This is a genomic window from Mycolicibacterium confluentis, from assembly GCF_010729895.1.
In the GTDB taxonomy this organism is placed as follows: Bacteria; Actinomycetota; Actinomycetes; order Mycobacteriales; family Mycobacteriaceae; genus Mycobacterium; species Mycobacterium confluentis.
The window spans coordinates 59,298-78,507 of the sequence record NZ_AP022612.1 but is presented as its reverse complement, the minus strand read 5'-3'; the positions used below and the strand labels follow the sequence as shown (position 1 = coordinate 78,507).

At 67.3% G+C, this 19,210-nt stretch carries 21 protein-coding genes; 7 read left to right on the top strand and 14 right to left on the bottom strand.

All coding sequences use genetic code 11. The annotated features are described in order from the left end of the window. The first annotated feature begins 2 nt into the window (after positions 1–2). Positions 3–1,112 (top strand): DNA integrity scanning diadenylate cyclase DisA, encoded by a 1,110-nt coding sequence (disA, locus tag G6N34_RS00365; RefSeq protein ID WP_085155683.1) that lies wholly within the window; start codon positions 3–5, stop codon positions 1,110–1,112. On the opposite strand, the gene G6N34_RS00360 is transcribed toward disA, so the two are convergent. Both G6N34_RS00360 and G6N34_RS00355 read right to left on the bottom strand, forming a co-directional pair. After that, a complete protein-coding gene (locus G6N34_RS00360) occupies positions 1,109–1,870 on the bottom strand; it encodes a hypothetical protein (protein WP_179965711.1) in 762 nt (253 codons plus the stop codon). The two genes, disA and G6N34_RS00360, sit on opposite strands and share 4 nt — an antisense overlap. Before the next feature lie 116 nt (positions 1,871–1,986). Beyond that, the gene (locus tag G6N34_RS00355) at positions 1,987–2,622 is read right to left on the bottom strand and encodes a carbonic anhydrase (RefSeq protein WP_085155681.1); all 636 of its coding nucleotides are present in this window, start codon (positions 2,620–2,622) and stop codon (positions 1,987–1,989) included. 37 nt (positions 2,623–2,659) lie between these two features. Here G6N34_RS00355 and G6N34_RS00350 point away from each other — a divergent pair, with 37 nt between their 5' ends. Together G6N34_RS00350 and G6N34_RS00345 are read left to right on the top strand one after the other, a co-directional pair. Next, positions 2,660–3,559, top strand: coding sequence for an iron-sulfur binding domain-containing protein (locus G6N34_RS00350; RefSeq protein ID WP_085155834.1), 900 nt, complete (start codon positions 2,660–2,662; stop codon positions 3,557–3,559). Between the two features lie 63 nt (positions 3,560–3,622). Further along, positions 3,623–4,255, top strand: coding sequence for a class I SAM-dependent methyltransferase (locus G6N34_RS00345; protein WP_085155679.1), 633 nt, complete (start codon positions 3,623–3,625; stop codon positions 4,253–4,255). Here G6N34_RS00345 and G6N34_RS00340 read toward each other — a convergent pair. Beyond that, positions 4,207–5,175 carry a helix-turn-helix domain-containing protein gene (locus tag G6N34_RS00340; protein ID WP_085155677.1) on the bottom strand — a complete coding sequence of 323 codons (969 nt, stop codon included), beginning with the start codon at positions 5,173–5,175 and terminating at the stop codon, positions 4,207–4,209. The two genes, G6N34_RS00345 and G6N34_RS00340, sit on opposite strands and share 49 nt — an antisense overlap. Before the next feature lie 71 nt (positions 5,176–5,246). Here G6N34_RS00340 and G6N34_RS00335 point away from each other — a divergent pair, with 71 nt between their 5' ends. Then, entirely contained in the window at positions 5,247–5,513 is a 267-nt protein-coding gene (locus G6N34_RS00335; protein ID WP_085155675.1) for a hypothetical protein, read from the top strand. 3 nt (positions 5,514–5,516) lie between these two features. Here G6N34_RS00335 and G6N34_RS00330 read toward each other — a convergent pair whose 3' ends face one another. Beyond that, the gene (locus tag G6N34_RS00330; RefSeq protein ID WP_085155673.1) at positions 5,517–6,281 is read right to left on the bottom strand and encodes an alpha/beta fold hydrolase; all 765 of its coding nucleotides are present in this window, start codon (positions 6,279–6,281) and stop codon (positions 5,517–5,519) included. A gap of 21 nt (positions 6,282–6,302) precedes the next feature. Between G6N34_RS00330 and mhuD the strand changes: the two genes are divergently transcribed. Together mhuD and G6N34_RS00320 are read left to right on the top strand one after the other, a co-directional pair. After that, a complete protein-coding gene (mhuD, locus tag G6N34_RS00325) occupies positions 6,303–6,620 on the top strand; it encodes a mycobilin-forming heme oxygenase MhuD (RefSeq protein WP_085155671.1) in 318 nt (105 codons plus the stop codon). Continuing rightward, entirely contained in the window at positions 6,595–7,944 is a 1,350-nt protein-coding gene (locus G6N34_RS00320) for a serine hydrolase (protein ID WP_085155669.1), read from the top strand. Before mhuD ends, G6N34_RS00320 begins: the two co-directional genes overlap by 26 nt. A gap of 155 nt (positions 7,945–8,099) precedes the next feature. On the opposite strand, the gene G6N34_RS00315 is transcribed toward G6N34_RS00320, so the two are convergent. The 6 genes from G6N34_RS00315 to lysS all read right to left on the bottom strand — a co-directional run bounded on the left by G6N34_RS00315 (position 8,100) and on the right by lysS (position 14,673). Then, entirely contained in the window at positions 8,100–8,639 is a 540-nt protein-coding gene (locus G6N34_RS00315) for a histidine phosphatase family protein (RefSeq protein ID WP_085155667.1), read from the bottom strand. Next, positions 8,636–9,430 carry a CbtA family protein gene (locus tag G6N34_RS00310; protein WP_085155665.1) on the bottom strand — a complete coding sequence of 265 codons (795 nt, stop codon included), beginning with the start codon at positions 9,428–9,430 and terminating at the stop codon, positions 8,636–8,638. The genes G6N34_RS00315 and G6N34_RS00310 overlap by 4 nt, the downstream gene beginning before the upstream one ends. A gap of 29 nt (positions 9,431–9,459) precedes the next feature. After that, a complete protein-coding gene (locus tag G6N34_RS00305; protein ID WP_085155663.1) occupies positions 9,460–9,675 on the bottom strand; it encodes a CbtB domain-containing protein in 216 nt (71 codons plus the stop codon). A 234-nt stretch (positions 9,676–9,909) separates the two neighbouring features. Then, positions 9,910–12,459 (bottom strand): ATP-dependent protease ATP-binding subunit ClpC, encoded by a 2,550-nt coding sequence (gene clpC1 / locus G6N34_RS00300; RefSeq protein WP_085155661.1) that lies wholly within the window; start codon positions 12,457–12,459, stop codon positions 9,910–9,912. A 244-nt stretch (positions 12,460–12,703) separates the two neighbouring features. Beyond that, positions 12,704–13,042, bottom strand: coding sequence for a histone-like nucleoid-structuring protein Lsr2 (lsr2, locus tag G6N34_RS00295; RefSeq protein WP_068251776.1), 339 nt, complete (start codon positions 13,040–13,042; stop codon positions 12,704–12,706). 110 nt (positions 13,043–13,152) lie between these two features. Next, a complete protein-coding gene (lysS, locus tag G6N34_RS00290) occupies positions 13,153–14,673 on the bottom strand; it encodes a lysine--tRNA ligase (protein ID WP_234813078.1) in 1,521 nt (506 codons plus the stop codon). Positions 14,674–14,715: 42 nt separating this feature from the next. On the opposite strand from lysS, the gene G6N34_RS00285 reads away from it, so the two are divergent. Next, on the top strand, positions 14,716–15,978 hold the full coding sequence (locus G6N34_RS00285) for an alanine racemase (protein WP_085155657.1): 1,263 nt from the start codon (positions 14,716–14,718) through the stop codon (positions 15,976–15,978). Between the two features lie 5 nt (positions 15,979–15,983). Here the strand turns inward: G6N34_RS00285 and G6N34_RS00280 are convergent, their stop codons facing one another. The 4 genes from G6N34_RS00280 to G6N34_RS00265 are packed head-to-tail and all read right to left on the bottom strand — an operon-like array spanning position 15,984 to position 19,100. Next, positions 15,984–16,799, bottom strand: coding sequence for a type III pantothenate kinase (locus tag G6N34_RS00280; RefSeq protein WP_085155655.1), 816 nt, complete (start codon positions 16,797–16,799; stop codon positions 15,984–15,986). After that, positions 16,799–17,224: an aspartate 1-decarboxylase gene (panD, locus tag G6N34_RS00275; protein ID WP_085155653.1), complete on the bottom strand. Its 426-nt coding sequence runs from the start codon at positions 17,222–17,224 to the stop codon at positions 16,799–16,801. Before panD ends, G6N34_RS00280 begins: the two co-directional genes overlap by 1 nt. Continuing rightward, entirely contained in the window at positions 17,224–18,162 is a 939-nt protein-coding gene (gene panC / locus G6N34_RS00270; protein WP_085155651.1) for a pantoate--beta-alanine ligase, read from the bottom strand. Before panC ends, panD begins: the two co-directional genes overlap by 1 nt. Further along, positions 18,159–19,100 carry a Rossmann-like and DUF2520 domain-containing protein gene (locus G6N34_RS00265; RefSeq protein WP_085155649.1) on the bottom strand — a complete coding sequence of 314 codons (942 nt, stop codon included), beginning with the start codon at positions 19,098–19,100 and terminating at the stop codon, positions 18,159–18,161. Before G6N34_RS00265 ends, panC begins: the two co-directional genes overlap by 4 nt. Between the last annotated feature and the right edge of the window lie 110 nt (positions 19,101–19,210).

Genomic DNA, 19,210 nt, shown 5'->3' with positions numbered 1-19,210 from the left:
CCGTGACGCCAGCCAAGAGGCCAGTCGACAACGCGAGCACGCAGCGTCCCACGCTGCGTGAGACCGTCGCACGCCTGGCGCCCGGCACACCGCTGCGCGACGGCCTGGAGCGCATCCTGCGCGGCCGTACGGGCGCCCTGATCATGCTGGGCTATGACGACAGCGTCGAGGCCATCTGCGACGGTGGCTTCTCGCTCGATGTCCGCTACGCCCCGACGCGGTTGCGCGAACTGTCGAAGATGGACGGCGCCGTGGTGCTGTCGACCGAGGGCGATCGCATCGTACGGGCCAACGTCCAGTTGGTTCCCGATCCGTCGATCCCCACCGACGAGTCCGGTACTCGGCACCGCTCCGCGGAGCGCACCGCGATCCAGACCGGTTTCCCGGTGATCTCGGTCAGCCATTCGATGAGCATCGTGACGGTGTACGTCGCGGGCGAGCGGCATGTGGTGGCCGATTCGGCAACCATCCTGTCGAGAGCCAACCAGGCGATCGCGACGCTGGAGCGCTACAAGGCCCGCCTCGACGAGGTGAGCCGGCAGCTGTCGGCCGCCGAGATCGAGGACTTCGTGACGCTGCGCGACGTCATGACGGTGGTGCAGCGGCTCGAGATGGTCCGTCGCATCGGGCTAGAAATCGACAGCGACGTCGTGGAACTCGGCACTGATGGCCGGCAGCTGCGTCTGCAGTTGGAGGAACTGCTCGGCGGCAACGACACCGCGCGGGAGCTCATCGTGCGCGACTACCACGCCAACCCCGACCCGCCCTCGAAGGCGCAGATCGCGGGCACGCTCGAGGAACTCGACACCCTGTCGGACACCGAACTGCTCGACTTCACTGCCCTGGCAAGGGTGTTCGGCTATCCCCCGACGGTCGAGGCGCAGGACTCGGCGCTCAGTTCGCGGGGTTACCGCGCGATGGCCGAGATTCCGCGGCTGCAGTTCGCCCACGTCGACCTGCTGGTGCGCAACTTCGGCTCACTGCAGGGCCTGCTGGCGGCCAGCGCAACCGACCTGCAGTCGGTCGAGGGCATCGGCGCGATGTGGGCCCGCCACGTCCGAGAGGGCCTGTCGCAGTTGGCCGAGTCGACGATCGCCGACCGCTTGGCTTAGCCGCCCGGTGGCGGCGCAGGCGCGTCGGCGGGGGCCTCGGCGGGCGGCTCGGCCGATGGTTCCGCGAGGATGAACGGCACGGTGGCCGATCTCAGATTGCCCAACTGCACGACAAGGTTGTACGTCCCGGGGCCGATCGGCTGACGGGGCAGCGGGCACTCCGGTTCGGAGCCCATCCCCGTCCAGGTCACCTCGGTGGTCACCTGCTCACCCGGGTTGAACGTCTTGACCAGGGTCTCGTTCGACGGCGCGCAGTCGAGGTTGGACCACAGCCGCTTGTTCTCCAGCGAGTACACGTAGGCCGACAGCACCGCGGCTCCCACGTCACGCTGGCAGCCGACCAGACCGATGTTGGTCACGACCATGGTGAATTTCGGCTGATCCCCGATGGTGTAGCGAGGCTCGTTGGTGATGCCCTTGACCGCCAGCGTGGAGTCCGGGCAGTCGTCGCCCTCTTTGAGCACCGGCGGGGGCTCAACAGCAGCCGTCGGCGTGGGTGTCTGCGCGGGGCTGGCATCGGCGGGCGGCACCACGGGCGTCTTCACTTCGGGAGTCGGCGTCTCCGCCAGCGGCCCCTGCGCGGTGTTCGGTTCGGAGTTGCCGGCCGGCTTGGTCTCAGGGGACCCGCCACTGCTTGCCACCAGCACCACGATCGCGATGACGACCACTACGACCAGAGCCGCAACGCCGATCGCCAACGCTCGGCGGCGCCGGTAGATCTCCGGCGGCAGGGGGCCATGCGGTTCCAGTTCCAACACGTTACTCACGGTAAGGGCAGGTCAGTGCAACGTGTTCGACCTGCGTCGGCGTGTCGCCGCCCTAGCCCGCCCACCACGCGGTATTGGCGCTCACAACCACCGGCGGTTGTGAGCGATCAGGCAGGTTCGAGGGCCGCCTCTCCGATGTCGCCCAGGTTCGCGCGCAGCGCCACCTTCCCGTCAGCCAGGTGGTAGGTGAGCCCGACGATCGCCAGGCTTCCGCCGTCGATGCGGTCCTTGATCAGCGACGACCTGGCCACCAACTGGGTGCCGGTCTCGATGACGTGGCGCGCCTCGAACTCGTCGACACGAGCCAGGCCGTCGCGGCGGCCCAGCAGGATCGAGGGGGTCACGCGCTCGACGACGTCGCGCACGTATCCGCCGGGAACGGCGCCCCCGTCGAGCGCCGACAGAGTGGCCTTCACCGCGCCGCAGCTGTCGTGTCCGAGGACGACGATCAGCGGCACGTCCAGCACCGCGACCGCGTACTCGATCGACCCGAGCACCGCTGAGTCGATGACGTGACCCGCCGTGCGCACCACGAACATGTCGCCGAGGCCCTGATCGAAAATGATCTCGGCGGCCACTCGGCTGTCGGCGCATCCGAACACCACCGCGGTCGGTTTCTGCTCCGCAGCCAGGCTGGCTCGGTACTCGATGCTCTGGCTGGGGTGCTCGGGCTTACCCGCAACGAAGCGCTCGTTACCCTCTCTGAGTGCCTTCCAAGCGGTCACGGGACTGGAGTTCGGCATATCAGCCATTCTGCACCCAACAGGTCGTGCGGTGGCGATGAGCATGAATTCTGCCGAACTGGTCGCCTGGTACGAACGCGAACGGCGCGACCTTCCCTGGCGTGATCCGTCGGTGAGCGCGTGGCAGATCCTGGTCAGCGAGTTCATGCTGCAGCAGACCCCTGTGGTCCGGGTGCTCCCCCGCTGGCTGGAGTGGGTGGACCGATGGCCGACCCCGTCGGCGACCGCGGCGGCGAGTCCGGCCGACATTCTCCGAGCGTGGGGCAAGCTCGGCTATCCGCGCCGCGCCAAGCGGTTGCATGAGTGCGCCGCGGTGATCGCCACCGAACACGGCGACGTCGTCCCCGACGATGTGCAGACGCTGCTGACGCTGCCGGGTGTGGGCAGCTACACCGCCCGCGCGATCGCGTGTTTCGCCTACGGCCAGTGGGTCCCCGTGGTCGACACCAATGTGCGGCGGGTGGTGGCTCGCGCGGTCCAGGGACTGGCCGACGCCGGCGCCCCGTCCGCGACCCGGGATGAGGCCGCCGTCGCGGCCCTGCTGCCCAATGATGAGAGCACACCGACCTTTTCGGCTGCTCTGATGGAACTGGGCGCGGTGGTGTGCACCGCGCGCTCGCCGCGGTGCGGCATCTGTCCGCTGAGTTCATGCGCTTGGCGGTCGGCGGGTTTCCCGGCGGGCGAGGCGGTGCCCAAACGGGTGCAGAAATACGCGGGCACCGACCGGCAGGTCCGGGGCAGGCTGCTCGATGTGCTGCGCGACAGCACAACTCCGGTGCAGCGGAATGCCCTGGATGTGGTGTGGCTGACCGATCCGGCCCAGCGTGATCGCGCCTTGGATTCGCTGCTGGTGGATGGGCTGGTGGAGCAGACGGAGGACGGTCGATTCGCCCTCTGTGGCGAAGGCGACGATGCACGCGGAGCCTGCGGAGCGTGAGGAGGAGCCGAGCAATGGGAACCGAAGGCGACGATGCACGCGGAGCGTGGGGAGGATTCGCGCATGACACGCTGGCAGGGCACTGACGCCCCCCGCGGCGACGACTATGACGCGCGCTGGCGGTCACTGGCCGCCTCGGGCCAGAACGTGCACGGTGAAGCCGACCTCGTCGAGTCCCTCCTGCGGGAGTACGGCGGCAGTCGGGTGTTGGACGCCGGTTGCGGAACCGGCCGGGTGGCAATCGAATTGGCCCGTCGCGGGTTCTCCACGGTCGGCGTCGACGCCGACCCGGGCATGCTGGCCGGGGCTCGCGAGAAGGCGCCGGACCTGCCCTGGTTGGAGGCCGATCTGGCCGGCCTGGACGGTCACCTGGACGAGCTGTTCGATCTGGTGCTGCTCGCGGGCAACGTGATGATCTTCGTCGCACCCCACACCGAGCCGACGGTGCTCAGACAACTGAGTGCGCGCCTGATGCCAGGTGGCCTGCTGCTGGCGGGGTTTCAGATCAAGCCCGACCGCGTCTCACTGGCAGATTACGACGAGTACGCGCAGTCGGCGGGCCTGCAGGCGGTGGCGCGCTGGGCCACCTGGGACCGCGCACCGTACGAGGGTGGCGCGTACGCGGTTTCGCTGCACCGCCGAACTGATCAGGCGGTGTCGGCGCACTCATCGTCGCAGGCGAAGCTGCGCCGGTAGCGCGACGGCGTGACACCGATGATGCGCCGGAAGTGGTGCCGCAGAAGGGTTGCCGTGCCGAACCCGACACGGTCGGCGATCTGGTCGATGTCCAGGGTGGACTCCTCTAGCAGCCGCCGCGCGTAGAGCACTCGCTGGTCCGTCACCCACTGCATCGGGGTGGTGCCTGTCTCCTCCACGAAGCGGCGCGCGAATGTGCGGGCCGACATGTTGGTCCTCTGAGCCAGGCTCGCCACCGAATGCGGTAGGTGCAGGTTTTCGAGTATCCAATCCAGGTGCGGCGCAAAGCCATCGGAGCAGTGCACGGGAATCGGCTGGTCGATGTACTGACGCTGGCCGCCGTCTCGCTGCGGTGGCACGACCATCCGGCGGGCGATCACGTTGGTCACCGCACTGCCCAGTTCACGGCGCACCAGATGCAGGCAGGCGTCGATTCCGGCAGCCGTACCTGCGCTCGTGATCAGGTTGCCGTCGTCGACGAAGAGCACGTTGCGATCCACCCGCGCGGTGGGAAAGCGTCGCGCCAGCTCGTCGGCGTGCATCCAGTGGGTGGTGCACGGTCGGCCGTCGAGCAGGCCTGCCGCCCCCGCGACAAAGGCGCCCGAGCACACCGTGAGGATGATCGACCCGGCGTCGGCGGCATCCCGCAGGGCCTGCAGTGCCTCCGGCGGATACTCCTTGGCGGCGATCGCCGGCACGGCGACCAGGTCGGCGCCGCGCAGCCCCTCGAGGCCGCAGTCGGGCGTCAGGGTGGCGCCCACCGTGGTGCGGATCGGCTTCCCAGCCTCCAGTCCGCACACCTTGAAATTGAAGTTCGGAACGCCGTCGTTGGAGCGATCGATGCCGAACACCTCGCAGATGACCCCGAACTCGAAAACCGCGAGGCGGTCGAGAGCCAGTGCCGAGACCGTTTGCAACATGGCAGCATTTTATCGCAATAGGGCAGTGCTGCCACTGTTGGCCGGATATTATTTTTTGAAGACTTACTGCCATGAGCACTGCACTGACACTGATCCTGCTGTTGGCCGTCCTGCTGGCACCGTTCGGCCTGGTCGCGACGTTGGCCGCCGTCTCACACCGCAACGGCCACCTGCGGATGCACTTCGACCAATTCCGCTTCGCGGCGCCTCTCGTGGGGCCGCTCTTCGAGGACAACGCCGACGCGCGGCGCGTAGGCCATGACCTCGACGCCATCCGCACCCGGTTCGAGCAGTCACCGTCCTGGCCGTCCCCGGGCGTCCTGGGCGAACGCCGCTGACCGCTAGCCCGTCGGGGACTTCAGGAACTCCTGGACCGCGACTCGATACGCATCGGGCGCGTCGTCGTGCACCAGATGCCCCGCGCCGGGCACGCGGACGTAGGTGGAGTTGATCCCGATATCGTGCATCCGGGCCATCTGCCCGGGCGGTGCGACCGAGTCACCGGCCTCGATGAGCAGCGCGGGCACCTGGACCGCGCGCCACTGCTCCCAGTAGTCGCGGGTGCCCCATTCCGCGGCGATCTCCACCCACTTCTCGGGGAGTCCGTGGAGGCGCCATCCGGTCGGAGTGCGGTCGAAGGCGTCGAGGAAGTACTGGCCGGCCACCGGACCGAAGGCGTCGAAGACCGCCTGTGCGCTGGGGAACTCGACGGGCAGAGCGTGCACCCACGGCTCCCACGGACCCGTGGTGCGGCCCCGGAAGTCCGGCGCCATGTCCTCGACCACCACCGAGGCCACCAGTTCGGGCCGCTCAGCGGCCAGGCACCACGAATGCAGGCCACCCATCGAGTGCGCGACCAACGGGACGGGACGCCCGAATCGCTCGATCGCCTCTCCAAGGTCGGCCACGAACCGCTCGGTGCTGATCGGGTGCGGGTCGAGCACGTCGCGTCCGCGGTGCCAGGGCGCGTCGTAGGTGTAGACCGCACCCATCTGCGTCAGCCACGGCAACTGTCGCGACCACGTGCTGCCACGACCCATCAATCCGTGCACCAGCACCAACGGGATGCCCCGCCCGCCTCGGTACGTCAAAGGATCACTCGACATGAGAACCGGTAGCCTAACCCCATGGCTGTGGTGAAGATCAATGCAATCGAAGTTCCCGCCGACGCAGGTCCGGAGCTGGAGAAGCGGTTCGCGCACCGCGCACACGCCGTCGACAATCAGCCCGGCTTCCTCGGGTTTCAGCTGCTGCGCCCGGTGAATGGCGAGACCCGCTATTTCGTCGTGACGCAGTGGGAGTCCGACGAGGCCTTCCAGGCCTGGGCCACTGGACCGGCCATCGAGGCGCACAAGGGTCAGGCCGCCAATCCCGTGGCCACCGGCGCATCGCTGCTCGAGTTCGAGGTTGTGTTGGACGTTGCAGGGCCTGACGCGAAGAGTTAGAACGGCTGCGGCACTGACCCTTGGTGCCGTTCTGGTTGTCCCCGTCGTCGGTAGCTGCGCGCCCGCTGACACGCCGACGGCGCATGCCGGCAACTCCGGTGTGCACATCACCACCAACACACCCCAGGGTGTCCGCGCCAAACAGGTGATGGACATGCTGAACTCCGACTGGCCAATCGGGACTCCCGGGGTGAAGACCCTTGCCGTGCCGGACGCCGTCGACTACGTCGCGCACGTGATGGACGGCATGTGGTGGGAGCGGCCGTACACGCTGACGGGCGTCGACGTCGGCGCGGGCACCGCAACACTGCACGTCATCACGTCCTACGGCGCCAAACAGCAGATCGAACTGCACACCTCCGACTCGACGCTGGTGGACAAGTTCATCGTCACCACCCAGACTCCGCAGATCCGGACTTGGGCCGACGTCGACGCGGCGTTGAAGACCTCGGGTGCGCGGTACTCGTACCGGGTCTCCAAGATCGTCGACGGCCAGTGCGAGCAGTTGGCGGGCAGCAATACCGCGGCCTCCCTGCCGCTGGCCTCGATCTTCAAGCTTTACGTGCTCTACGCGGTGGCCGAGTCCGTTCGCGCGGGCGAGGTCTCCTGGGACGACGAGCTGACCATCACCGAGGAGGGTAAGACCGTCGGCTCCTCGGCGTTCGACACCATGCCCGAGGGCAGCAGGATCTCGGTGCGGACGGCCGCAGGCAAGATGATCGCCAACAGCGACAACATGGCCACCGATCTGCTCATCAATCACGTCGGCACCCGTGCCGTCGAGCAGGCGCTGGCCGACGCGGGTCATCACGATCCGGGCAGCATGACCCCGTTCCCGACCATGCACGAGCTGTTCTCGATCGGCTGGGGTGAGCCGGATCTGCGGGACAAGTGGAAGAACGGCAGCCCGCAGGCGCGAGCGGAACTGTTGCGCGAGACCAAGGCTCGGCCGTATGAACCCGACCCGCTGCGCTCACACGAGCCGGCGTCGGCGTATGGCGCCGAGTGGTACGGCAGCGCCGAGGACATTTGTCGTGTGCACGCCGCACTCCAGACCGGCGCCACGGGCGCGGCTGCTCCGGTGAAGGACATCATGTCCGAGATTCCGGGCATCGACCTGGACCGGCAGAAGTGGCCGTACATCGGCGCCAAGGCCGGCAACCTGCCGGGCGAGCTGACCTTCAGCTGGTATGCCGTCGACCGCACCGGCCAGCCGTGGGTGCTGAGCCTGCAGACCAACTGGGATCGCTTCCACAGCAACCAGACTGGTGGATACCTGATGTCGATCATCAAGCAGATGTTCGACCTGATCCCTGTGGGCTGACCACTTCCCGTCGGCGAGCGTCCACTTCGGTGCCCACGAGCGGCCCACTTTGTACGGCTGCGGCGGCGTGTCGGCGTACCAACGCGCCCGCTCGCGGGGAAGGGGACCCCAGCGCGCTCGCGGGGAAGGGGACCCCAGCGCGCCGCGGGGAAGGGCTAGAGGCGCAGCGTCCAACCGGGGCCGCGGCGGTGCAGCACAGTCCGCGACGCCGGCGCGATGTCGATGCGCCAGAAGGACTTCGGCGGCGCGTCGAGCGCGATCAGGATCGCGGCCCGGATCACCGCCGGATGCGTGACGGCCACCAGCCTCGACGGCGTCGGCGCCAGCGAGTCCATCCAGCGGCCGACCCGCTGCACGAGCGCGACGATCGACTCGCCGCCGTGCGGCGACGCGGAGGAATCGGTCAACCAGGCGGCCAGCTGACCGGGGTCGATCGCATCCAGTGCCGATCCGGCCCACGCGCCGACGTCGAGATCGGCGAGCCCAGGCTCGGGGGTGGCGGTCAAGCCCAGTGCCGCAGCCGTCTGCCGGGCACGCACCTCGGGGCCGCAGAGCGCGGTCTGGGACTCGACAACAACGTCGAAGAGCTGACGGCTGCCGAGTTCACTCAGTGGTTCGTCAGTGGGAAACCGTCCGGCTGACATGGCATCGGTCATCGCATGCGACACCAGTGTCAGCCGGACGACTTCACTCACGCAGAGACTGACTCGCGCTTATTCTCGAGCAGTCGGGACACCAGGACCCCGAACACCAGCCCGATCGTCGCCCACAGAACCACCTGCGCGCCCAGCGAATACAGCCGGAACTCGTAGAGGTCGTCAGCGGGGAAGCCCGGGAACACGATGGCGCCCGACTCGTCAAGCAACGGCCCGGGGGTCTCGTCGACGGCCGGGAGCACGAGGTACACCACGGCCACCGCCACGATGTATGCGCCGGCCGCGGCCAGGGCCGCGTTCCAGGTGCCCAGCTTGGGCGCCAACCGCCTTCCGAAGAACACCGCGGCGACCATCAGAGCGATCGATACTCCCACGATCAGCACGTAGAGCAGCGTGCGCTGATTGAGGGTCTCGTCGGCGCTGACGGCCGGCGGGTTCGGCGGGTACTTCAACGACGGCACAATCCACAGCGACACCAGCATGCCGCCCGCTGTCAGCGCGGCCAACGCGCGAGCCGACATGTTGGTGCGGTTGTAGACCACGCAGAACACGACGGCCAAGAGTGCACCCATTGCGACGCCGAACGCCAGGAGACCGAAGCCCAACCCGACGGTCGACTGCACGGTACGGGTGATCTCGAATCCACCTTCGGCGTGCGAGTGACCGTGTTCGTGCGCATGCTCAAGCGCCTCATGCGCGGCGCCCACACCGTCTTCAAAATCGATGGCCCTATCGATCACGGGTTCGATGAACACCCACGACCAGATGAATGCGAGCACACCGGCAAGGGCGCCGGCCAGAATGCCGCGCCAGATGACGTGCTTTTCCATATTCGATTGGCTCCTGTCCGCTGCCCGTATCAGTGGCAGGGGAAGCCGAGAAGGTGCCGGGCGTCGTGCACGAACTCATGCACGTAGGTGTTGTTGCCGAAGACCGAAGTGGCCCCCTGGTCCATGCCCACGAAGTAGATAGCCAGCAGAGCCAGCAGGACCGTCGCGGTCAACCACACGGCGGCCTTGGTGGCCGAGAGGTCGATGGCGCCGGCCCGAGTCTTGGACGTCTGTGGATAGGTCATGGCGTTCCTTTCGGGGATCTCGCGTCCCGGTTCGGTGGGGGTGACGGACTTAGGGTCTGACTGTGGACAGTGGCGCGACCGTTCTGGACTCTCACCAGATTCCTCGGCCCGTCGGTTACACCGAGCATCTTAAGCTGGTCGTTCCCGCCGTCGCACCGCAACCTGTGTTTCGTCACCAACGCGCGAACGGGCGACCACCCGTGAAGGGTGGCCGCCCGTTCGGTCAGCGATCCGCTATTCGGCGGTTGTGCCTGCCGGGGTGCCGGAAGCACCCGCGCCCGCCAGGTCCGCTTCGGTCGAAGCCGGGGCCTTCGGCGCACCTGAGAAGGTGAACCGGGCATCCTCGCCTGCGCCCTCGCCGTCCCAGTTCTCGACGTCGACCGTGACGACCTGACCCGGTCCGACCTCGTCGAACAGGATCTTCTCGCTCAGGGCGTCCTCGATCTCGCGCTGGATGGTCCGACGCAGCGGTCGGGCACCGAGCACCGGGTCGAACCCGCGCTTGGCCAACAGGGACTTGGCCTTGTCGCTCAGCACCATCTCCATGTCCTTGGCCGCCAGCTGCTTGGACACGCGGCCCGCCATCAGGTCGACCATCTTGATGATCTCGTCCTGCGTCAACTGGTGGAACACGATGATGTCGTCGATGCGGTTGAGGAACTCCGGACGGAAGTGCTTCTTGAGCTCGTCGTTGACCTTGAGCTTCATCCGCTCGTAGTTGTTCTCACCACCACCCTGGGTGAACCCGAGGCCGACGGCCTTGCTGATGTCCGACGTGCCCAGGTTCGACGTGAAGATCAGCACGGTGTTCTTGAAGTCCACGGTGCGACCCTGACCGTCGGTCAGGCGGCCGTCCTCGAGGACCTGCAACAGCGTGTTGTAGATCTCCTGGTGGGCCTTCTCGATCTCGTCGAACAACACGACCGAGAACGGCTTCCGGCGCACCTTCTCGGTGAGCTGGCCGCCCTCTTCGTAGCCGACGTACCCCGGAGGGGCACCGAACAGCCGCGACGCGGTGAAGCGGTCGTGGAACTCGCCCATGTCGATCTGGATGAGCGCGTCGTCGTCGCCGAACAGGAAGTTGGCCAGCGCCTTGGACAGCTCGGTCTTACCGACACCGGACGGGCCGGCGAAGATGAACGAGCCCGAGGGGCGCTTGGGGTCCTTCAGACCGGCGCGGGTGCGGCGGATGGCCTTGCTGACGGCCTTGACGGCGTCCTCTTGGCCGATGATCCGCTTGTGCAGCTCGTCCTCCATGCGCAGCAGCCGAGTGGTTTCCTCCTCGGTCAGCTTGAACACGGGGATGCCGGTCCAGTTGCCCAGCACCTCGGCGATCTGCTCGTCGTCGACCTCGGCAACCACGTCGAGATCGCCCGAGCGCCACTGCTTCTCACGCTCGGCCCGCTGTGCGACGAGCTGCTTCTCCCGATCCCGCAGGCTCGCGGCCTTCTCGAAGTCCTGCGCGTCGATCGCGGACTCCTTCTCGCGACGGGCGTCGGCGATCTTCTCGTCGAACTCGCGCAGGTCTGGCGGAGCGGTCATCCGGCGGATTCGCATCCGGGCGCCGGCCTCGTCGATCAGGTCGATGGCCTTGTCCGGCAGGAATCGGTCGTTGATGTAGCGGTCGGCCAGCGTCGCGGCCGCGACGATCGCGCCGTCAGTGATCGAGACGCGGTGGTGCGCCTCGTACCGATCACGCAGACCCTTGAGGATCTCGACGGTGTGCGCGACGGTGGGCTCACCCACCTGGACCGGCTGGAATCGGCGTTCCAGGGCGGCGTCCTTCTCGATGTACTTGCGGTACTCGTCGAGCGTGGTGGCGCCGATGGTCTGCAGCTCGCCGCGGGCCAGCTTGGGCTTCAGGATCGAGGCCGCGTCGATGGCGCCCTCGGCGGCACCCGCACCCACGAGCGTGTGCAGCTCGTCGATGAACAGGATGATGTCGCCGCGGGTGTTGATCTCCTTGAGCACCTTCTTGAGGCGCTCCTCGAAGTCACCGCGGTAGCGGCTGCCGGCGACCAGCGAGCCCAGATCAAGCGTGTAGAGCTGCTTGTCCTTGAGCGTCTCCGGCACGTCCCCATGCACGATGGCCTGCGCGAGACCCTCGACGACGGCGGTCTTGCCGACGCCGGGCTCACCGATCAGCACCGGGTTGTTCTTGGTGCGGCGGCTCAGCACCTGCATGACCCGCTCGATCTCTTTCTCTCGGCCGATGACCGGATCGAGCTTGCCCTCCATCGCGGCGGCCGTCAGGTTGCGACCGAACTGGTCGAGCACCAGCGAGGTCGAGGGGTTGCCGGACTCGCCGCCACGGCCTCCCGTGCCGGCCTCGGCCGTCTCCTTGCCCTGGTAGCCGCTCAGCAGCTGGATCACCTGCTGGCGCACGCGTGTCAGCTCAGCGCCGAGCTTGACCAGAACCTGCGCGGCGACGCCCTCACCCTCGCGGATCAGGCCGAGCAGGATGTGCTCGGTGCCGATGTAGTTGTGGCCGAGCTGGAGCGCCTCACGCAGGCTGAGTTCGAGCACCTTCTTGGCGCGGGGGGTGAAGGGGATGTGACCCGAGGGGGCCTGCTGGCCCTGCCCGATGATCTCCTCGACCTGGCTGCGCACGCCTTCCAGCGAGATGCCCAGTGACTCGAGCGACTTGGCCGCTACGCCTTCACCCTCATGAATGAGGCCCAGCAGGATGTGCTCGGTGCCGATGTAGTTGTGGTTCAGCATCCGGGCTTCTTCTTGAGCCAGGACGACGACCCGACGTGCTCGGTCGGTAAATCGTTCGAACATCCGTGGTTACCTGCTCTCCTTGATAGGGCAACCGCACTCTCGCCTGGGCAGAGCACATTGCCTGTCATTCCACTGTAGTGGGCGACGGTCCGAGGTGCTTTACCTTGGTGCCCGGTCCACCGCGGACCGGCACGAGCCGAACTCGCGATAACTGCAGTGCATAAGAGCAACGCCGGGAACTACGGATTCGTTTCCTGTTCAGTTCGCCTCTAGCGAAAGCCGGACCGGGAGGGCCGAAAGCGGCTCAGGTGGCCGCGTGGAACGCCTCGATGACGTCGGCGGGGATGCGTCCGCGAGTCGACACGTTGTGACCGTTCTTACGGGCCCACTCACGGATCGCCGCACTCTGCTCGCGGTCGATGGCGCCGCGTCCGCGGCCCGTGCTGGCGCGGCCACGGCGGCGACCGCCGACCCGGCGGCTGGCCTCGACCCACTTCTTCAGATCAGCACGCAATTTCGCAGCGTTCTTGGTCGAAAGGTCGATCTCATACGTCACGCCGTCAAGCCCGAATTCAACAGTTTCATCAGCGGAACCCTCACCATCGAAATCATCGACCAGGGTGACGGTAACTTTCCTCGCCATGAGTTGAACGACCCTTCTGGAAACGCGAATTTCGGGTTAATTGCGGTATGCAACCGACCCACCGCTTACCAATGTGCCACACGAGCCCCTTGCGTTCAACAACGCGCAGGTCACGACGGATCCGTGGACTCTCCCGTCGACAATCTGGCGCGCTTGACAATCGGAAACAAAACGGTCTCGCGAATTGACAACCCAGTCAGTGCCATCAACAACCGGTCCACTCCCATTCCCGTTCCAGTGGTCGGCGGCATCCCATATTCCATGGCCGCGAGGAAATCCTCGTCGAGTTCCATCGCCTCGTCGTCTCCGGCCGCGGCGGCGAGAGCCTGGGCAGCGAACCGTTCCCGTTGCACGACGGGATCGATCAACTCGGAGTATCCGGTGGCCAGCTCGAACCCGCGGACGTAGAGGTCCCACTTCTCCGTCACACCGTTGATGCTGCGGTGCTGACGAGTCAACGGCGTTGTCTCGACCGGGAAGTCCTTGACGAACGTGGGCGCCCACAACTTGTCGCCGACCAGGTGCTCCCAGAGTTCCTCGACCAGCTTGCCGTGCCCGAAGCCCCGGTCCTTGGGGATTTCGAGCTCAAGCCGGCCCGCAATGTCCCACAACCGCTGCGCGGAGGTGTCCGGGGTGATCTCCTCGCCCAGGGCCTCCGACAAAGACGGATACATTTCCAACGACTGCCATTCGCCGTCGAGGTCGTAGAGTGATCCATCCGGCAGTGGCACCTGCCGTGTGCCTATCGCCTCATCGGCGACTTCTTGAATAACTTCACGGGTGACCAACGCGGAATCGTTGTAGTCGCCATACGCCTGGTAAGTCTCCAGCATCGAGAATTCCGGAGAATGCGTTGAATCCGCGCCTTCGTTTCTGAAGTTGCGATTCAACTCGAAGACCCTGTCCAACCCGCCGACGACACACCGTTTCAGGAACAGTTCCGGGGCGATGCGCAGGTAGAGATCGGTGTCGAGGGCATTGGAATGTGTCACGAAGGGCCGCGCCGCGGCACCGCCGGCCTGAGTCTGCAGCATCGGAGTCTCGACTTCGAGGAATTCCCGGCGCTCCAATGCCGAGCGGAGCGCGCGGACCACCGCAATGCGCTGCCGTGCGACGTCGCGGGCCTGGGGGCGCACGATCAGATCCACATAGCGTTGCCGAACCCGCGACTCCTCGCTCATCTCCTTGTGCGCGACCGGCAGCGGGCGCAGGGCCTTGGCGGCCATCTGCCACGAGTCCGCGAGCACCGAGAGTTCACCGCGACGCGAACTGATCACTTCGCCGTGGACGAACACGATGTCTCCGAGGTCGACGTCGGCCTTCCAGGCGTCCAGCGACTCCTGGCCGACGCCCGCGAGGCTGATCATCGCCTGAAGTTGGGTGCCGTCGCCGTCCTGCAGGGTCGCAAAGCAGAGTTTGCCCGAGTTCCGGGAGAAGACCACCCGCCCGGCCACCCCGACGACCTCACCGGTCTGGGTGTCCGCGGGCAGGTCCGGATGGGCGTCGCGAACCTCTGCCAGCGTGTGTGTGCGCGGCACCACAACGGGGTAGGGATCACGGCCTTGAGCCAGCAGGCGGTCTCTCTTTGCCTGCCGGATGCGGAACTGTTCGGGAAGGTCGGCCTCACTCACGTCGGGCCAGCCTAAATGACGAGGCCCGATTAGATTGAATCAATGGCCGCGACCATCGACGCGGCGGCGCTGACCGCACTCGATCACCAGCCCGTGGATTGGCGGTTCAAGGGCCTCCCAGCGGCATGGTCGGGGCGCAGTCCGGCCGAGATCTGCGCCGAGACCCCCGGGTTGTTCGAGGCGGCCCCGCTCGGGTCGATCTGCGTGCTCAGCGCCGACGCACTGCGGCACAACCTGGCCGTCATGGGCCGCTGGTTGCAGCAGCACGGCGTCGAGTTGGCCCCGCACGGCAAAACCCACATGGCGCCACAGTTGGCCGCTGCCCAGATCGAGGCCGGGGCGGTGGCCATCACCGTCGCGACCGTCAGCCAGATGCGCGTGTACCGGGCGTTCGGAGTGCGCAACTTCGTGATCGCGAACCAGGTCCTGGAGGCGGGCGGGCTGCGTTGGCTGGCAACGGCACTGGCGGACCCCGAGCTTGAGGTGATGTGCTGGGTGGACTCGGTGCGCGGCGTCGCAATGATGTCTGAGGAACTGCGACGCGCGGGGGCGCCCCGCCCCCTGGACGTCTGCGTCGAGGTCGGCGCCACCGGCGGACGCACCGGTGCGCGCGAACCGCACACGGTCGACGACGTCGCCGCTGCGGCGGCCGCCTCGCCCCAACTGCGCCTGGTCGGCGTGGCCGGTTACGAAGCCGCACTGGGCCATGACGTGTCTCCGGCCGGCCGAGCGGTCATCCTCGACTACCTGTCCACGCTGCGGGAGGCCACGGTGCGACTGGCCGGCCTGGTGGAGACCGACGACATCGTCGTGACCGCGGGCGGCAGCACGCACTTCGACCTGGTGGCCGAGGTCCTGACGCTCGACTGGCCGCTGAACCGCGCAGTGCGGGTGGTCGTGCGCAGTGGGTGTTACCTGACCCATGACGATGGTCTGTACCGCCGGACGTCGCCGCTGACCCGTCCGGATGCCGGCGCCGACGCCGAGCAGGCGCTGCGGCCCGCGTTGAGCGTGTGGGCACAGGTCAGCTCCCGCCCCGAGGACGATCTGGCCCTCCTGTCGATGGGGCGTCGCGACGTCTCGTTCGACCAGGATCTGCCACAGCCTCGCGACCTGCCGGGTGCCCAGGTGTTCAAGCTCAACGACCAGCACGCCTATCTGAGGCTGGCCGACGAGTCGGTCGAGCTGGGCGAGTGGCTGGAGTTCGGCATCTCGCATCCGTGCACGGTGTTCGACAAGTGGCCGATGATCCCGGTCCTGGACTCGCAGCGCCGGGTCGTGCAGTTGATCCGCACGTTCTTCTGAAAGCCTCAGCGGGCCTGCCGCAGCCTGCCCCGGGAGTTGTCCCGGTTCCGCTCGAAGACCAGCCGCAGACCGTCCAATGTCAGGTGCGGGTCGTGATGGGCCGTAATCCGCAACTCCGGCAACAGAAGTGGCGCGGTGTGTCCGGTCGCGACGATGACGACGTCGTCGCCGTCGAACCCGTCGACGTCCTCGCGGATGCGCCGGATCACGCCTTCGACAAGACCCGCGAACCCGAACACGGCCCCGGCCTGCATGCACTCGACGGTGTTCTTGCCGACCACCGACCGGGGCCGGGTCAGCTCAACCCGGCGCAGCGCCGCCGACCTGGCGGCCGCCGCATCGGAGGACACCTGCACGCCGGGCGCGATGGCCCCACCGAGGAACTCCCCCTTCGCCGAAACCACATCGACGCAGATCGAGGACCCGAAATCGACCACGATGGCAGGTTGGCCGTATCTGTGGAAGGCCGCCAGTGCGTTGACGATTCGGTCCGCACCAACCTCCTTCGGATTGTCGACCAAAAGCGGGATGCCGGTTCGCACGCCGGGTTCGATCAGCACGTGCGGCACCGACTCCCAGTACTGCTCGAGCATGACCCGGACCTCGTGCAGAACCGACGGCACGGTGGACAGCGCGGCCGCACCCGTGAGGCGCTCCGAGTCCTCACCGATGAGCCCGTCGATGGTCAGCGCCAGTTCGTCGGCGGTGACCTCCGGTTCTGTGCGAATTCGCCACTGCTGCACCACACGTGCGTTGTCGCCGGTCCCGGAGATCAGTCCGACGACGGTGTGCGTGTTGCGGACGTCGATGGCCAGCAGCACTAGCGCAGCCCTCGCGGGGAGAGGAGTTCGCCTGCGTCGTCGGGCACGTAGGCGGGATCGGACGCGTGCGCGCCGAGGTCGATCTGACGGTTGTCGGAGTCGACGAAAACGACGCGAGGCTGGTACCGCCTGGCCTCGGCGTCCTCCATGGTGCCGTAGGCGATCAGGATGACGACATCTCCGGGATGAACCAGATGTGCTGCGGCCCCATTGATTCCGATGACACCGCTGCCGCGTTCACCCGTGATGGCGTAGGTGACGAGCCGAGCCCCGTTGTCGATGTCGACGATCGTCACCTGCTCGCCTTCGAGGAGGTCGGCCGCGTCCATCAAGTCGGCGTCGATGGTGACCGATCCGACGTAGTGCAGATCGGCGTGCGTCACCGTGGCTCGGTGGATCTTCGACTTGAGCATCGTCCGTAACATCAGTTCCTCCAAGGCATTTCTTGGTGTTCGCCGCGGCCGGCGTAGGAACCATCGGTGGCCGCTGCGCCCAGTTCGATGGCGATGTTGTCCAGCAGGCGGGTGGATCCCAGGCGTGCGGCGACCAGCAGTCGTCCCTTGCCGTGGGCGGGCGCGGCCTCGAGCCAGGGACCCCTGACCTCGATGTAGTCGACGTCGAAGTCCGGCACCTCGTCGAGGACCGCGCGTACGGCGGCGACCGCGGCGGTGGCCCCGCCCGAGGCCGCGGCAAACTTGCCCGCCAACAGGGACGCCGACAGCGCACTGGCCTGTTCGCGGTGCTCGGGGCTGAGGTAGCGGTTCCGCGAGGACATCGCCAGGCCGTCCTCCTCGCGCATGATCGGCACGCCGACGATCCGCACGTCCAGGTTGAGGTCGTCGGCCATCTGGCGGATGAGAACCAGCTGCTGGTAATCCTTTTCGCCGAAGAAGGCCCGATCCGGGGACACGATGTTCAGCAGTTTGAGCACCACGGTCAGCATCCCCGCGAAGTGCGTGGGACGCGAACCGCCCTCGAGGTCGGCGCCCAGCACTCCGGGGTGCACCGTGGTGCGCGGACCCGTGGGGTACATCGCCGCGGCGTTCGGGGTGAACGCGATGTCGACGCCCTCTTCACGCAGCAGCGCCAGATCCGACTCCAGCGTGCGCGGGTAGGCGTCCAGATCCTCTCCCGGCCCGAACTGCAGCGGGTTGACGAAGATCGACACGACGGTCACCGCGCCGGGCACGCGCTTGGCCTCGCGCACCAGGCTCAGGTGTCCCTCGTGCAGCGCGCCCATCGTCGGGACGAGCATCACCCGCCGACCCGTCCGGCGCAGCGCCCTCGTCACTGCCGAGACCTCGGCGGGCGTCGTGTAGACGTTCAACTCGCCGTGCGTGTAGGCCGGCTTGCCCAGCGTCATCGTGTCAGCACCTTGATAACCTCCGCGGATGCCCGGGCGCGCTGCGCGGTTCGCAACGACGCGGTTCGATAGGCCTCGGCCAGGGACGGGTCGACCTCCTGCAGGGCCGCCAAGTGTCCCGCGATGGCGGCGGCGTCCCCGCGCGCAACCGGGCCCGTCAGGGCCGCCTGACCGCGCTGCAGCGTGTTCTCCAGGGCCGCACGCGCCAATGGCGCGAGTACCCGTTCGGCGACGCCGCCGGGTTCGGCCACCACCAATTCCTGTCCCAGGAGCTCCTGACCGGCCAGGGCCGCGCGCAGGGCCTCCAAGGCGTCGGCGATGACGGTCACCACGTGATTGCTGGCGTGCGCCAATGCCGCGTGATACAGCGTTCGGGCGTCCTCGCGCACGCGCACGGGTTCACCGCCGATCTCGAGCACCAGCGACTGGGCGATGGCGTACCCGATCTCGTCGGCGGCCGTGACCCCGAAGCACGCCTCGGACAGTCGAGTGATGTCCTCGTCGGCCCCGGTGAACGTCATGGCCGGATGGATGGCCAGGGGCAGGCAGCCCTGTTCGGTCAGCGGGGCTAGGACACCGATCCCGTTCGCCCCCGAGGTGTGGGCGACGATAGTCCCGCGGCGGACCTCGCCGGTGGCCGCGAGCCCCGAAATCAGCGCGGGCAGTTCAGCATCGGGAACCGCCAGCAGCAGCAATTCGGACGCGGCCGCCACCTCGGGCACCGGGCTGATCGGGGTGTCGGGCAGCCTGCGCGCGGCACGCTGCACGGACGCATTCGAGATCGCGCTGCATGCGACGACGACGTGCTCGGCGCGCTCAAGCGCGACGCCGAGCGCCGTTCCGACCCGGCCGGCCGAGACGATGCCGACCTTCAGCCGAGCTGGGCGCAGCCCCTCGACGTGGCCCTCTGATCCATCGGGAAATTCCGACTGCAGCATCGCAGACGTTCCTTCGCAAAATGTCCTGGTTTTCGTTCCAGTCCTGCCGGGCAGGTACCGGACGGTCACCAAGACTCTAGCCGAGGCTCATCCCGAGCCCCGGAACCCGC

Excerpts from the sequence above, each read along its gene's own strand:
- G6N34_RS00355 (WP_085155681.1), bottom strand. The coding sequence starts at position 2,622 with ATGCCGAACTCCAGTCCCGTGACCGCTTGGAAGGCACTCAGAGAGGGT.
- G6N34_RS00350 (WP_085155834.1), top strand. The coding sequence starts at position 2,660 with ATGAGCATGAATTCTGCCGAACTGGTCGCCTGGTACGAACGCGAACGG.
- G6N34_RS00345 (WP_085155679.1), top strand. The coding sequence starts at position 3,623 with ATGACACGCTGGCAGGGCACTGACGCCCCCCGCGGCGACGACTATGAC.
- G6N34_RS00340 (WP_085155677.1), bottom strand. The coding sequence starts at position 5,175 with ATGTTGCAAACGGTCTCGGCACTGGCTCTCGACCGCCTCGCGGTTTTC.
- G6N34_RS00335 (WP_085155675.1), top strand. The coding sequence starts at position 5,247 with ATGAGCACTGCACTGACACTGATCCTGCTGTTGGCCGTCCTGCTGGCA.
- G6N34_RS00330 (WP_085155673.1), bottom strand. The coding sequence starts at position 6,281 with ATGTCGAGTGATCCTTTGACGTACCGAGGCGGGCGGGGCATCCCGTTG.
- mhuD (WP_085155671.1), top strand. The coding sequence starts at position 6,303 with ATGGCTGTGGTGAAGATCAATGCAATCGAAGTTCCCGCCGACGCAGGT.
- G6N34_RS00310 (WP_085155665.1), bottom strand. The coding sequence starts at position 9,430 with ATGGAAAAGCACGTCATCTGGCGCGGCATTCTGGCCGGCGCCCTTGCC.
- G6N34_RS00305 (WP_085155663.1), bottom strand. The coding sequence starts at position 9,675 with ATGACCTATCCACAGACGTCCAAGACTCGGGCCGGCGCCATCGACCTC.
- clpC1 (WP_085155661.1), bottom strand. The coding sequence starts at position 12,459 with ATGTTCGAACGATTTACCGACCGAGCACGTCGGGTCGTCGTCCTGGCT.
- lsr2 (WP_068251776.1), bottom strand. The coding sequence starts at position 13,042 with ATGGCGAGGAAAGTTACCGTCACCCTGGTCGATGATTTCGATGGTGAG.
- G6N34_RS00285 (WP_085155657.1), top strand. The coding sequence starts at position 14,716 with ATGGCCGCGACCATCGACGCGGCGGCGCTGACCGCACTCGATCACCAG.
- panD (WP_085155653.1), bottom strand. The coding sequence starts at position 17,224 with ATGTTACGGACGATGCTCAAGTCGAAGATCCACCGAGCCACGGTGACG.
- panC (WP_085155651.1), bottom strand. The coding sequence starts at position 18,162 with ATGACGCTGGGCAAGCCGGCCTACACGCACGGCGAGTTGAACGTCTAC.
- G6N34_RS00265 (WP_085155649.1), bottom strand. The coding sequence starts at position 19,100 with ATGCTGCAGTCGGAATTTCCCGATGGATCAGAGGGCCACGTCGAGGGG.